Genomic DNA, 14,088 nt, shown 5'->3' on the forward strand with positions numbered 1-14,088 from the left:
CGATGCCGACGGGCTCGCTCACGTCCGCCGATGACCCGGAGCCGGTCAGGGTGGTGTTCACCCCCAGCGGGCGGGCGGGCGCAGTGAAGGCCGGTACCACTGTGCTGGATGCCGCTCGGGAGTTCGGCGTCGATCTCGACAGCGTGTGCGGCGGGCGTGGCATCTGCGGCCGGTGCCAGATCGTGCCCTCGGTGGGTTCGTTTCCCAAGTGGGCCATCACCGCTGGCCCCGAAGCGCTCAGCTCGCCAGGCGGCACCGAAGCCGCATACGAAGGCCGACGCCCGCTGGGTCCTTCCGCACGACTGGGCTGCCAAGCGCGTGTGCAGGCCGACGTCGTACTGGATGTGCCGCCGGAGAGCCAGCTGCACGGCCCCGTTGTGCGCAAGACAGTCGACGTGGGCGACATCGCGCTCGACCCGCTGGCGACGCTGCATGCCGTCACCGTGCCGCCGCCGACGCTCGACGAGCGTCGCGGGCTCGCCCAGGTCGTGATCGACTGCGTGGCCGACGAATGGGGCGTTCACCTGGCCGGCATCCTGCCGGGCGCACTCGCGGGGCTCCACGCATCGGTCGCTGCCGGCTCCCCCGACGACGCCGGCGGCCGGCTGGTGACGGTTGCCGTTCGCTGGAGCGGGCCAGAGCGGAGCGAGCGCACCGGCATGGTGGCAGCGGTCTGGCCGGGTGTCGCGACAGCGGCACTCGGCGTTGCGGTCGACATCGGCTCGACGACCATTGCTGGCCACCTGGTCGACCTGCACAGCGGTGACGTACTGGCTTCCGCTGGACGTATGAACTCGCAGATCCGACTGGGCGAGGACCTGATGAGCCGGGTGTCGTACGTGATGATGAACCCCGGCGGCGCCCAGGAACTCACTGCGCTCGTCCGAGACTCGCTCGCAGCGCTGATCACCGAGCTGTGCGCTGATGCCGGTGCTGAGCCAGACGCTGTGCTGGAGGTGGTGCTGGTCGGCAACCCGATCATGATCCACATCGCCCTCGGCATCGACCCGACCCCGCTCGGGCAGGCACCGTTCACCTTGGCGACCGACGCGGCCGTCGAGGTTGACGGGCCGGAGATGGACCTGCCGTGCCCATCGGCTCGCGTCTACGTTGCGCCAGCGATCGCCGGTCATGTGGGCGCGGACACTGCGGCGGCAGTGCTCGCTGGAGGGCCGTATCGCGACCAAGCCATCACCCTCCTGGTGGACGTGGGCACCAATGCCGAGATCGTGCTGGGCAACTCGGATGGCCTGTGGGCAGCGTCCAGCCCGACCGGGCCCGCATTCGAGGGCGCGCAGATCAGCTGCGGTCAGCGCGCAACGCCGGGAGCGATCGAGCGCGTGCGCATCGATCCGGCAACCTGGGCTCCCCGGGTGCGCGTCATCGGCTGCGACCTGTGGTCCGATGAGCCCGGCTTCGCGGAAGCAGTCGAACGGCGAGTCGCCGTAGGCGCTCGCAGTGCTGCCGCAGGTGTCACGGGGATCTGCGGCTCTGGGATCATCGAGGTCGTCGCCGAGATGTACCTCGCCGGGGTGCTGTCGTCCGATGGGGTCATCGCAGCGCCGCCGGGCGAGGGCGAGCGGGCGTCCCGTGTGACCTCCGATGGCAGGACGTCGTCGTTCGTGCTGTACGAGCCCCCCGAAGGTGCCGACGGACCCACCATCACCATCTCCCAGAACGATGTGCGGGCCATCCAGCTGGCAAAGGCGGCGCTGCGCGCCGGCATCGACCTGCTGTGCGAGCACGCTGCCATCGAGGCCCCCGACCGTGTGCTGCTCGCTGGAGCCTTCGGGGCGCACATCGATCCGGTACGGGCGATGGTGCTCGGGCTCATCGGCGACTGCGACCCGGATGAGGTGCGGTCGGTCGGCAACGCAGCAGGCACCGGCGCTGTACGTGCACTGCTGTCAGGGAGCCAGCGGGCCGAGATGGAGCGAGTGGTCCGCAGCATCCGCAAGATCGAGACTGCCACCGAGCCGAGGTTTCAGGAGCTCTTCGTGGCAGCCATGGCACTCCCCCATGCCACCGCACCCAGCCCGCTGCTCGCGACGGTGGTGGACCTGCCCCGCCCATCCCGTAGAACTTCGAGTCCCCACCACCGCAGCAGACGACGGCGAGCGGTCCCGATGAGCGAGGAAGCATGAGCGAGCGACGACGGCGAGGAGGCGGTCGAGCTGCCCGCCAGGCCCAACGAACGGCAGCCGACGTGGCTTTCAACACCCACGTGCAGCGGAGGCTGCCGCCGGTCAACGTGCTCGACGCCGAGGGCCTGGCCCAGATCGAGGAGAACGCCGAGACGATCCTGTCCGAGGTGGGGGTTGCCTTCCAGGGCTTCCCCCGGGCGCTCGAGCTCTGGCGTGACGCCGGCGCCGATGTTGATGGCGAGCTGGTTCGGTTCCCGCGCGGCATGTGCCGCGAGATCGTCCAGGCCACCGCGCCGGCCACCTATGTCCAGCACGCCCGTAACCCGGCTCGGTCGGTTCCGATCGGCGGTGACGCCACCGTGTTCGCCCCCAACTACGGCTCGCCGTTCGTCACTGACCTCGATGCCGGACGCCGGTATGCCACCCTCGGCGACTTCGAGCAGGTGGTGAAGCTGACCTGGATGCTCCCCCACCTTCACCACAGCGGCGGCACGGTCTGCGAGCCGGTGGACGTCCCGGTCAACAAGCGCCACCTCGACATGGTGTACGCGCACCTGCGCTACAGCGACAAGCCGCTGATGGGCTCGGTGACGGCAGCCCAGCGCGCAGCCGATTCGGTGGAACTCTGCCGCATCGCCTTCGGCGGCGATCTGAGCGATCGCACCGTGCTGACGAGCCTCATCAACGCCTCGTCACCGCTGCGCTGGGACGCCACCATGCTCGGCGCAGCCGAGGTGTACGCGCAGCACAACCAGGCGTGCGTGATCTCACCGTTCATCCTGGCCGGCGCCATGTCGCCGGTCACGGTGGCGGCGTTGGCCGCCCAGGCGCTGGCAGAGGCGCTGTCGGGCATGGCGTTCTGCCAGCTCGTGCGGCCAGGGGCCCCGGTGATCTTCGGCACGTTCGCATCCTCGATGTCGATGGCCACCGGTGCGCCTACGTTCGGCACGCCCGAGGCAGGTCTGGCGATCTACGTCATGGCCGAGCTGGCACGGCGTGTTGGGGTGCCGTTCCGCTCGGGCGGGCAGTTCACGTCGTCCAAGGCACCCGATGCACAAGCGGCCTACGAATCGGCATCCACGCTGCTGCCGACGATCGCTGCGGGGGTGAACTTTGTGCTCCACGCAGCGGGCTGGCTCGAAGGCGGCTTGACGTTGAGTTACGAGAAGCTGCTGATGGACGCCGACCAACTCGGGATGATGGAGGTGTACGCCCGGGGCGTGGACATGTCCGACAACGGCCAGGCTGTCGAGGCATTCACGACGAACCCCCACGGCGACCACTTCCTGGGCCACCCGCACACCCTGGCCAATTTCGAGACCGCCTTCTACCAATCATCCATCGCCGACAACAACAGCTTCGAGCAGTGGTCCGATGAGGGTTCGCTCGATGCGGCCCAGCGAGCCAACCGGTTGATGAAGCAGATGCTCGCCGACTACGAGCCGCCGCCCATCGACGATGCGATCGACGCCGAGCTGCGCGACTACATCGCCCGCCGCAAAGCTGAAGAGCCAGACGCCATCGTCTGAGAAAACTGGCGCCTCAGCTTGGAGAAATGACTGCTCAGCCGAGCTGCTGGATTCGCACCACGTAGTTGTCGCCGACTTCGGCCAACACTGCGATCCGGTATCCCCAGACGAACAGCTCGTCGCCGACGCCCAGCAAGGGCAACCGATCGATCTGATGACGCCCGTCGTCGTCGCCGATCTTGATGGGACGGTCAAATCTGGCGCCGTCGACGGTGTAGGCGAGCACGCCTTCGTTGGCGATTCGCGCCCACCGGTCGCGGTTTGCGCCGCGGCGGACCTCTAGGGCGATCACCCGAGTAGGGCCGACCGGCACGGCGACGAGGCGCACGTCATCCTCGTTCTGGCTCACCGGGCCGATGGAGTGCAGCGAGTCCTGCTCTTCGACGCACTCTGTCTGATCCGCGCCGAGCCAGCCCAGCTGGAAGCGACTCCACGCCAGCATCTCGTGGAAACGGATCCAGTCATCCACGAGGTAATGGTCGGAGGACAGCGCGGAGGTGCCGCTGAGGATCGGGTCGTGCTCGTCGAAGAAGTGGTACACGTCCAGGCCCATGATCCCGAAATCGAACGCGGCGAGCCGGTATCCGGACTTGCGGTCCGGTCGGGTCGGGGTCCCTGCCTGGCTGTACAGATCCGCGAGTCCGAACACGTGCAGGAGCTCATGCGCTGCGGCCCAGCCATTGGAGGTGATGGCCCGCCGCTGGGTCCGGCGCAAGACGTTCATGCGGAATGTCGGGATGCTCTCCCCGTCGACATCGATGATGCCGCCGGCTGTGGCTATAGAGAACTGATCGCTGGGGAACACCGTCATAACGGCATCGATGTTTGAGAAGTCCAATTTGCCTGCGGCCAGGTCAGCCGACAACTGGCTCGCCTCGACGCCGAGATATGTGTGGTGAACATGAGCAGCGTGGTTCTGGGGTGCCCGTAGCCATTCGTGCAAGACCTCGAATCGCAGGTCCAGACGGCCGCCGCTGGCCTCTTCGAGATACTCCTCCATGTAGGGCAGGCTCTCTGCTACCTCGCTGTGGGTGGAATGCATCGCTACAGCATCGGGAAAATCCACGAACAGCACGGCAACCCGCACGGTTCCCACTGCGGAAGGCGACCATGCTGGCAGCGGGAACCCTGCGGTGACGCCATTGCGACCATGGGGCTTGCAGTCGTGGGTCGTAGCGATCGACGTGCCTGCCGACCCGACCACGAAGACCTCATAGTGATGGGCGTCGCGCGTGTAGAAGGCGATGAGCTCGCCGTCCGGCGACCACGCGGGCGAATGCACGGTGCCGGGAATCTCGGCGACGGCCTGCTGGCCAGTTCCGTTGAGGCGAACTGTGCTGATGGTGCTGCTGTCGGCGTTGTGGGAAACGAAGACGAGGCGGTCTCCCCCAGGCGACCAGCTGATGCTGCTGTTGACCGTGCCGCCCAAGGTGCGCACATCGGATCCGTCGGCCGCCATGAGTGCAATCTCGCCTGAACGCACGAAGGCGATCGTGGTGCCGTCAGGCGACCAGGTCGGCGAGTAGTCCGACTGTGCGTAGTCGGTGAGCTCTCGGAGGTCGCCGCCGTCGGGGTCCATCGCCAGAATGGCCATGGAGTGCTCGCTGTCCTTGAAGCGCCGGAAGGCGATCGTGCGCCCGTCGGGCGACCATGCGGGGCTCCGATCGTGGTACGTGGCATCAGTGAGCTGCTTCTTACCGCTGCCGTCGACGTCGATCACCCAGATGCCTGCATCCCAAGCTGTGGTGGCGGAGGGCTCAAGCATGTAGGCGATCTTCGAGCCGTCGGCTGACCATGCTGGGTCATAGGCGCCGCCTGCGCTGTCGGTCACCAGTGCGCGAGGCTCGCTGCCGTCGACGCGAGCGATCCAGATGTGACCGCCACTGGAATAGGCGATGTGCTTACAGTCGGGCGACCATGCCGGATAGGAAGCGGGGTCAACGTTCAGAAGTCGCCGGGCGGGATCGTCGGCGTCGCCGCCGCAGGTACCGGGTGGCACTGCCGGCGCGCCGGTGCCGAAGACGGGTGCTCTTGGGTAGGAGATCTCGCTATCGGCCCTGGCGGCAGTGTCGACGGCGCGGCCGAGATAGGCCGACAGGGCTGCATCCGATATGGCCGCTTGGCCGCCGAACATCTGCAGGTCGACCGAGCGGATTCGCGCCTCCAGCGCGCCTGCGCGGGCAACGTCGAGGTAGCCGGCAGTCTCCGCGGGGATTCGGGCAGGTTCACCAAGCACCAGCGGCGCGCACAGCCGTGCCAGCAGGGGTCCGGCGCTGAAGGCATCGAACGGGACACGGGCACGAGCAATGCCGATGCTGCGGTAGCCGAAGCACTCGTTCGTTCCACTTGAGTACCGGCCGTGAGCCAATTCGGCCGCCTCGACGGCCGTGTCGAAGCCAGTCGCGCCGGCCAAGCGGGTCACATCGACGCCCAGATCGCGGATTGATGCTTCGACGGACTCGCTGAGGGCCGCCGTGCCGCCCATCAGCACAACGTGCTCCACCGGTGCCTGTCGCAGATACGACGCGACGCCGGGGTGCAGTTCGCCGGGCGTAGTGAGCAGCACCGGATGGTGTCCCCGTGCAGCTATAGGGCCGGCCACTAGGGCATCTGCGAACACCTCCCCGCTGGCCACAAACGCGGTCCGACCCTTGCCGGGCATCACACCGGCCCATCTGGAATCACCGTGGCGGCGTTGAAGGATGCCGCGGAGCTCGGTGGCCGTCGCGGTGGCCGCACCGTAGCGGTCGTCGCCGCTGATTCGTTTGACACTGATGCCGATGGCGCGGAGTCCATCAACGACCGCATCCCCTACACGCGCATCGGGACCGGCCGTGGGATCCCGTGAATCGATGACCAGGACATCGGACACGCCGTTTCGGGCGAGGAATTCCGCAGTGTCGGGCCGAAGCCGATCCGGTGGCGTCATGATGACCGGTGCATCGAGGGAGCCAGCCACTGACGCTGCGACGACGGCTTCGGGCCAACTGCGGCCAGATACCACGACGGCCCACTCCAAGGAGCCCCCTGCGTCGGCAGAGACCGCCTCAGCGACCTGCGACGACGTTGAATAACGATCGGCACCGCCGTGGCGGTCGATTGCCACAGTCGCCAACTCGGCATCGGCAGCCTGGGATGCTGCGACGGTGGGAAATCCGGCAATAGCGACCACGCAGGCCGCCACCGAAGCCAAGATCGACTGCGCTGCCCTCACGGCGCGACCGTAGCGTTGATTCTCGGTGCCGCCGATTGGCAGCGGTAACGGGCGACAACCTGCGCTTAGGTGGCGACGACGGCGGTGACACCCGCGACCGCGGCGACGATGCCGATGGACTGTCGCGCGTTGAGGGAATCCTGATAGGCGATCCGGCCGACGATGACGCTCATCACCGGGAACATCGATGCCCCAACCACGGTCGTAGGCGGGTCGAACCAGATGCCGACGATGTAGAAAATCGTCGCCGCGGCACTGGCCACACCCGTCAGCAACGCGAAGCCCATCACGTCGGGCGGGGGCAGTGCCGGGAGACCCCGCAGCGCGACCACAGCGGCCATGAGCCCCACTGAGGTCAGCCGCTGACCGAACCCAGGCCAAGCCCCCGAGCTTTCGGACAGGTCGACCAGCACGCTGAGCCCCACGCCGTACCCGAGGCCGGACAACGTTGCCCAGACCGTTCCGGCCCCGACGTGTTTGCCCCGAGTGCCTCCTGCTGTCACCAGGCCGAGCCCTCCGAAGGCAACGGCGGCGCCGATGATGCCGATGAGCGGCGGATCGTGGCCTCGCACCGCCGTGTAGGCGAACGGGATGACGGCTGACAGCGTTGCCACAATCGGTGCAGCGATCGCAGAGCCAGCCCGGTCGAGTGATGTGTAGTACAGCGCCAGGCCAGCGCCGAGCCCGAGGCCCGACACCAAGCCCCGCGTGAAGTCGTCTCCGGCGAACGCACTCGGAATGAACGGCAGGATCCCGAGCGATACGAGCGCTGCGGCGCCCTGGAACACGATCATCGCTGACAACACGTGACAACGGGTCACCACCCGGCGCCCGAACAGGTCGCTCGTGCCGATGCTCAACGACGTGAGCAGGCCGAACAGCGCTCCCATCAGCAGGCCCTTGCGCGCAAACGAGGTTTCACCGGCGGAGTCTCAGCAGGGCCGCCACGGCCGCTGAGGCTCGAGCAGGAATGGGCAGGAAGTTGCCTTGAGCATCGACGCTCGGTCCAGCCACCAGGACGATGCGTGCGGTCACGAGCAGCGCGATCAGCACATGCGCCGCAGCCATCACGAGGTAGAACGCATTCAGCGTCACCGACATCGCGAGCGCGGCCACCGTCGGTCCGATCAGGGCACCGACGCCGTTCATGCGCACGAGCACGGCGCTGGCGCTGGCGCGCTGCTCATCTCGCAGCCAGTCGTTGGTCTGCGCCACGGCCATGGAGTAGATGGGGTAGGCGAATGCTCCCATCAGAGCCATCACGGCGAGGCCTGCAACTGTGCGCTCGTCGAGTGCGAGCATCGCCAGACAGCCCGATGCCGCTGCAAGCGCAGCCAGCAGGATCACCAAGCGCCGAGGCACGCTGTCGGACAGGCGGCCAAGCGGGATCTGCCCGAACAGGCTGCCGATCATCGGCGCACCCACGAACAGCGCGACTTCGAAGGGCGTGAGCCCCCGGTTGGCGGCGTACACCGCTCCGAGACCCGAGATGGAGCCCAGCGCTCCGCCGACCAGGAATGCCACGATCACCCCGGTCGGCGCTGTTTGCAGCATCGCCCTCAGGCTGAGCGGCTCGGGCACGACCACTGGCGGGTTGGCCGAAGCCGACAGCGACATCGGAACCAGTGCCAGCGATACCAGCACCGAGGAGACGGCGAACAGGGTGAAACCGTTTACGTCGGCAGCCGTGACCAGGAACTGGCCGGTCGCGATCGAGCCCATGGTGACGACCATGTAGGTAGCGATCATCTGGCCGCGGTTGCGATTGGTGGCCAGCTCGTTCAGCCATGTCTCGGCTACCACCACCAGCGCTGCGAGGCACATGCCCCACACCAGCCGGCATGCGCCCCAGACCAACGGGGTCACGAAGACGGCCTGCACCAGCGTGACGCTGCTGCCCAGCGAGGCGAGTGCGGCGAAGACGCGCACATGACCCACTTGACGCAGCAGCCGCGGCGCCAGCGCTGCGCCCACCAGGAAGCCGGCAAAGTTCATGGCCATGACCAGCCCAGCCACTGTCGAGCTGAAGCCTTCGCTTTCGGCCCGTACGCCCAGCAGTGTGTTCTGGAGCCCATGGCCGGCCATGAGCAGCGTGATGCCGCCGAACAGCGCTGCGCTCCGGCTGAACCGGCCGGCGAGCGCCGGACCGCCGACGACCGGTGCGGCCTGATCGAGGTCGCTCGACTGCTGCTGTTGCTGCTGCTCGACGGCCAGTGTGCGTGCACGCCGCCGCACCCGTGCTCGCCGTGTCTGGCGTGCAGTGCTCGTTGCTCCGTCCTCGGAGGTCGGGGTCGGTTCAGGTGCTGGTGTCTGCGCCGACACCTGCGGCTAGTGCTCCGCTGCCGATGTTGTGGGGGGCTCGAACGCCGGCGCGTGCACGTACTGCCAGCCGAACCGGCCCTTGATGCACAGATGGCCGCTGGTCACCGAATGATCGGCAGGCGACGTGACCTTCACGATGCGCTCGTCCTGGACATGCAGTTCGAGATTGCACCCCACACCGCAGTAGGAGCACACCGTGCGGGTGACGGCTTGATCGTCGGGGCGCCACTCCCCCACGGCGCGCAAGTCGAACTCGGTGCGGAACTGCAAGGCGCCGGTGGGGCACACCGCCACGCAGTTGCCGCAGTACACGCACGCACTGTCGGGGAGCTCGGCGTCGTATTCGGTGCGGATGCGGGCATCGAAACCGCGTCCTGCCACTGCGATGGCGAAGGTGTGCTGGGCATCGTCGCCGCAGGCCTCGACGCACTTGTAGCAGAGCACGCAGCGGTCGTACGCACGGATGTACAGATCGTCCTGGATGCGCACAGGTTCGTCGACGCGCTCGGGCTCGGGGCGCAAGGGCAGATCACCGCCGCCGTCCGCCGAGCCCTCGTAGCGGGCAGGGTCGGCGCCGTAGGTTCGTGACCAGTCGGCAATCTCCGACGCCTGCGAGAGGTCATTTGCCGAACCGAGGAATTCCAGCACCATGCGCCGGCTGTGGCGCACTCGCTCGGAATCGGTGCTGATCTGCATCCCCGCCTCAGCCGGTCGTGAGCACGCCGGCACCAGCGTGCGAGACCCTTCGAGCTCCACGACACAGACACGGCAGACGTTCACCGGTGTGAGGTTGGGCGCCCAGCAGATGGTGGGCGTCTCGACGTCGGCTGCCGTGCAGGCCGCCAGGATCGTCTCCCCCTCGGGCACCGTCACCTCGCGCCCGTCGATGCTCAGCGTCACCAGTGCTGTCTCGGCTTCGGGACGGGGGTTCTCACCGGAACGAGTCATGACGCAGTGTCTCCTAGCAGACCCAACTGCATGGCGGAGAGCACTGCTGAGGCCGCTGTATGGCCGAGCCCGCAGATGGAAGCGTCGCCCATGGCGTCCGCGATGTCTCCGAGCAGCTCACGCTGAGGTTCCGTCGACCGTCCTGTGCGACGGATCTGCGTCACCAGCTCGTGCTGGCGGACCGTGCCCACGCGGCAGGGAACGCACTGGCCGCACGACTCGTCGCGGAAGAACTTGGCCAGTCGCTCGACTACGGCGCTCATGTCGGCAGTGTCGTTGAAGACCATCACCGGGCCTGAGCCGAGTGTCGTGCCCGCAGCCCGTGTGTCCTCCAGCGAGAGCTGCAGCTCCCCGGCGTCGGGCCCGACAAAGCTGCCCGCAGCACCGCCCAGCAGCACTGCGGCCAGCGTGCCCTGCGCACCCCCGGCCAGGCCCAGCAGCTCGCCCAGCGTCATCCCGAAGGGAGCTTCGTACAGCCCTGGCCGGCCGACGTGACCGGAGAGGCAGAACAGCTTTGTGCCCGGCGAGCCCTCGGTTCCCACGCTGCGGTACGCCTCAGGACCGATGCGCAGGATTTCGTTCACGTTGAGCAGCGTCTCAGGGTTGTTCACCACCGTGGGGCGGCCGAACAGCCCATGGGTAGTGGGGAATGGCGGCTTGTTGCGCGGCTCTCCCCGGAATCCTTCGAGCGAGTTGAACAGGGCCGTCTCCTCGCCGCAGATATAGGCGCCCGCACCCCTGCGTAGCTCGATGTCGAACGGTTGCCCGGATCCGGCCGCGTCATCGCCGAGCCAGCCGGCGCTGTGGGCCTGCGCGATGGCATACCGGAGGCGTTGGGTGGCCAGCGGGTACTCACCGCGTATGTAGATCCAGCCGTGCTCGGCGCCCACGGTCAGGCCGGCCACAGCGATGGACTCGATGATGGCCAAGGGCTCCAGCTCGCAGAGCAGCCGGTCTTTGAACGTTCCGGGCTCGGATTCGTCGATGTTGGCGACGACGTGCTTGGGACCTTCGCCGTCGGCCACCGCTCGCCACTTGATGCCTGTGGGAAAGGCGGCCCCGCCGCGCCCCGACAGCCCGGCTGCGGTCACCTGGGAGATGACTTCGTCGGTTCCGAGGCTCAGTGCTGCGTCGAGGGCTGCTCCCCCACCTCGCTCCCGGTACGCCTCCATCGACATGCTCTCGCTGTGGCCGGGGTCCCGTCCGATCATGTGCCGCAGCAGGCTGGGTGCTTCGGGCGCCGACGCCGTGACGCTCACGAGCAGCGAATCAGGACCGCTGCCGTCTGCGGGGACGCGATCAGGCTCGCGGCGGCCCTGGATGAACACCGCCGGCGCCCGTTCGCACTGCCCGAGGCAGGGACCTTCGTGCACGGCATGACCCTGTGAGCGCAAGTGTTCCGCCAGGGGTGCGGCACCTGCCAGCGCGCAGATGGGATCGACGCAGACATGGCGGACGCTGAGCTCGTGAGCGGGGGCTTCGGTGCGGAACATCTCGTAGAACGTGGCCACGCCGTAGGCCTCCGCCGGTGGCACGCCCAGCGTCCGGCCGACGAAGTTGAGGCCGCCCGGCGAGATCCACCCGGCCTCGCGCTGGAGAGCATGCAGCGCAGGCAGCAACTGGTGCCGCATCTGCTTTCGCCGTTGCATCCCTGCGCGCACGACACGCGGATGGGAGACGACAACGGCGCCGTCGCTCGCCTCGTCGACGCTGAGTGCAGCCAGCACCGCTCGTCGCTCCGATGCGGTGGGCTCCGCATCGGAGAAGTGCAGGTCAGCCACCAGCGCCACCTGCCGCTGCGGTGCCAGATGCGCGGTCGGCGACGGCTGGGCCGGATGTACCGCCAGCGGCAGCAGTGAGAGGCGGCAGCGGGTCGATGCGAACGGCGGCGGCCTTGAATTCCGCCGTGCCGCTGCGGGCATCCCAAGCGTCGTTCGTGAGCAGGTTCGCATCCACCAGCTCCGGGAAATGGAACGTCGTGAAGACCAAGCCTGTGGGAAGGCGATCGGTGACATGCACGTCCATGTCCACCGAGCCCCGGGGTGAGCTCACACGCACCGTGTCGCCTTCGACGATCCCGATATCCGACGCGTCGGCAGGGCTGATCTCGATGGCATCACCGGAGCGGATGGGCGAGGAATAGCCCGCAGACTGCGCGCCCGTGTTGTAGGAATCGAGCACCCGGCCAGTCGTCAGGCGCAGTGGGAACTGCTTGCTCAGTGCCTCTGCGGGAGGAAGATGCGTGACGGTCGAAAATGGTGCCGGCGCATGGCCGTCGAGGTCGGGTTCCCAGAGCCAGCCGTGCAGGAACTCGGTGCCGGGATGGTCGTCGTCTGGACAGGGCCACTGCAGGCCGCCGCTCGCCTCGAGACGCTCCCAGCTCATGCCGCCATGCAACGGCGACAGCGATCGCATCTCGTCCCATAACTCCTGCGCGGACGTGGCCGTCCACCGCGCGCCCATGTGCTGTGCCAACTCGCTGATGATGTGCACATCGTCGCGTGCGTCACCCTGGGGAGGCACCGCAGCACGCACCCGCTGGACACGGCGTTCGGAGGAGGTGACCGTTCCCTCGCTGGAGGACCAGCCCGCAGCCGCAGGCAGCACCACGTCAGCCATCCGTGCGGTACGCGTCAGCGAGATGTCCTGCACGACCAGCAGGTCCAGCCCTTCGAGCAGCTTGCGGGCGTGAGCCACGTTGGCTTCGGAATCGGCCGGGTTCTCCCCGATGACATAGAGGGCCCCTAGCTCGCCGTCTTCCATGGCTTCGAACATCGCGGTGAGGTGCTTTCCCGGGACGGGATTCAGCTCACAGCCCCAGGTGCTCTCGTAGCGAGCCCGGACCTGGGGGTCAGTGAGGAGCTGGAACCCGGGCAGTCGATCGGGCAGAGCACCCATGTCGCCGCCGCCCTGCACGTTGTTCTGGCCTCGCAGGGGCACCAGGCCCGAGCCGCGCCGGCCGACATGGCCGGTCAGCAGCGCCAGGTTGCACAGCGAGAGCACGTTCTCGACCGCCGTGTGGTGCTCGGTGATGCCCAGCGTCCACAGGATCTGCGCTCGGTCGGCCGTGGCATAACGGTGGGCCATCTCCGCGATGGCCTCTGCTGGCACGCCGGTCAGCCGCTCGCCCTCGGGGAGCGTGAACGGCTCTACCGATGCTGCGTAGGCATCGAACCCCGTCGTCGCATGATCGATGAACGACCGGTTGTGCATGCCCTGGGCGATGATCTCGCGAGCCACGGTGTTGGACAGCGCGATGTCTGTGCCCACGTCGAGGCCGAGCCACACGTCGGCAAACTCGGCCGAGGAGGTTCGGCGGGGATCCACTGCGTACATGGCAGCGCCGTTGTCAAGGCCACGCAGCAGGTGATGGAAGAAGATCGGATGGGCCTCACGGGCATTCGATCCCCACAGCAGGATGACATCAGTCTCGGTAATTTCCTGGTACGAGCACGTTCCGCCCCCGAGTCCGAACACTGTCGCCAGACCGACGACCGACGGAGCGTGTCAGGTGCGGTTACAGGAATCGATGTTGTTGGACTTCAGCACCGTCCGCATGAACTTCTGGGCTGCGTAGTTCATCTCGTTCGTACTCTTCGAGCACGAGAACATGCCGACGCCGCCGGCGCCATGCTGCTGGGTGGCCGCCCGCAGCCCCGATGCCGCACGGTCGAGCGCATCGTCCCAGCTCGCGGGGCGCAGGACGCCGCCGTCACGCACGAGAGGCGTGTCGAGCCGCGCGAGAGGTGCTTGGCGCCCCCCCGATCGTGCACTGTTCCCCCGCGGCATCGCCCCTCCTCGGTACGCCTGAGTGCCGTGATCCAGAATTCTATGCTGTCCTCGGACTCTTTACCGTGACTACAACAGTTTTACCCTGACTACAGATTTGCTGCCCCGTATTGGCAGTGTGGCGTTCCGTAGAGCAGAACAG

General features: G+C 67.5%; 8 protein-coding genes. 2 read left to right on the forward strand and 6 right to left on the reverse strand.

Features of this window, described 5'->3' with window-relative positions; all coding sequences use genetic code 11:
* Window positions 1–2: 2 nt before the first annotated feature.
* Both ACOQPE_RS13225 and ACOQPE_RS13230 read left to right on the forward strand, forming a co-directional pair.
* Window positions 3–2,144 carry an ASKHA domain-containing protein gene (locus ACOQPE_RS13225; protein WP_420609358.1) on the forward strand — a complete coding sequence of 714 codons (2,142 nt, stop codon included), beginning with the start codon at window positions 3–5 and terminating at the stop codon, window positions 2,142–2,144.
* Window positions 2,141–3,673 carry a trimethylamine methyltransferase family protein gene (locus ACOQPE_RS13230; RefSeq protein ID WP_420609359.1) on the forward strand — a complete coding sequence of 511 codons (1,533 nt, stop codon included), beginning with the start codon at window positions 2,141–2,143 and terminating at the stop codon, window positions 3,671–3,673. The genes ACOQPE_RS13225 and ACOQPE_RS13230 overlap by 4 nt, the downstream gene beginning before the upstream one ends.
* A 34-nt stretch (window positions 3,674–3,707) precedes the next feature.
* Here ACOQPE_RS13230 and ACOQPE_RS13235 read toward each other — a convergent pair whose 3' ends face one another.
* From ACOQPE_RS13235 to ACOQPE_RS13260, 6 genes are all read right to left on the reverse strand, one after another.
* On the reverse strand, window positions 3,708–6,887 hold the full coding sequence (locus ACOQPE_RS13235; RefSeq protein WP_420609360.1) for a cell wall-binding repeat-containing protein: 3,180 nt from the start codon (window positions 6,885–6,887) through the stop codon (window positions 3,708–3,710).
* 65 nt (window positions 6,888–6,952) lie between these two features.
* Window positions 6,953–7,777: an EamA family transporter gene (locus ACOQPE_RS13240; RefSeq protein ID WP_420609361.1), complete on the reverse strand. Its 825-nt coding sequence runs from the start codon at window positions 7,775–7,777 to the stop codon at window positions 6,953–6,955.
* 28 nt (window positions 7,778–7,805) lie between these two features.
* On the reverse strand, window positions 7,806–9,122 hold the full coding sequence (locus ACOQPE_RS13245) for an MFS transporter (protein ID WP_420609362.1): 1,317 nt from the start codon (window positions 9,120–9,122) through the stop codon (window positions 7,806–7,808).
* 93 nt (window positions 9,123–9,215) lie between these two features.
* Entirely contained in the window at window positions 9,216–10,157 is a 942-nt protein-coding gene (locus ACOQPE_RS13250) for a 2Fe-2S iron-sulfur cluster-binding protein (RefSeq protein WP_420609363.1), read from the reverse strand.
* A complete protein-coding gene (locus ACOQPE_RS13255; protein ID WP_420609364.1) occupies window positions 10,154–11,938 on the reverse strand; it encodes an NADH-ubiquinone oxidoreductase-F iron-sulfur binding region domain-containing protein in 1,785 nt (594 codons plus the stop codon). Before ACOQPE_RS13255 ends, ACOQPE_RS13250 begins: the two co-directional genes overlap by 4 nt.
* Window positions 11,931–13,946 carry a molybdopterin oxidoreductase family protein gene (locus ACOQPE_RS13260; protein WP_420609365.1) on the reverse strand — a complete coding sequence of 672 codons (2,016 nt, stop codon included), beginning with the start codon at window positions 13,944–13,946 and terminating at the stop codon, window positions 11,931–11,933. Before ACOQPE_RS13260 ends, ACOQPE_RS13255 begins: the two co-directional genes overlap by 8 nt.
* Window positions 13,947–14,088: the final 142 nt, after the last annotated feature.

The sequence above is a fragment of the Candidatus Poriferisodalis sp. genome, from assembly GCF_965219595.1.
In the GTDB taxonomy this organism is placed as follows: domain Bacteria; phylum Actinomycetota; class Acidimicrobiia; order Acidimicrobiales; family Poriferisodalaceae; genus Poriferisodalis.

Bases quoted from the DNA above. Each gene is read 5' to 3' on its own strand.
- ACOQPE_RS13225 (WP_420609358.1), top strand. From the start codon at position 3: ATGCCGACGGGCTCGCTCACGTCCGCCGATGACCCGGAGCCGGTCAGG.
- ACOQPE_RS13230 (WP_420609359.1), top strand. From the start codon at position 2,141: ATGAGCGAGCGACGACGGCGAGGAGGCGGTCGAGCTGCCCGCCAGGCC.
- ACOQPE_RS13240 (WP_420609361.1), bottom strand. From the start codon at position 7,777: ATGGGAGCGCTGTTCGGCCTGCTCACGTCGTTGAGCATCGGCACGAGC.
- ACOQPE_RS13250 (WP_420609363.1), bottom strand. From the start codon at position 10,157: ATGACTCGTTCCGGTGAGAACCCCCGTCCCGAAGCCGAGACAGCACTG.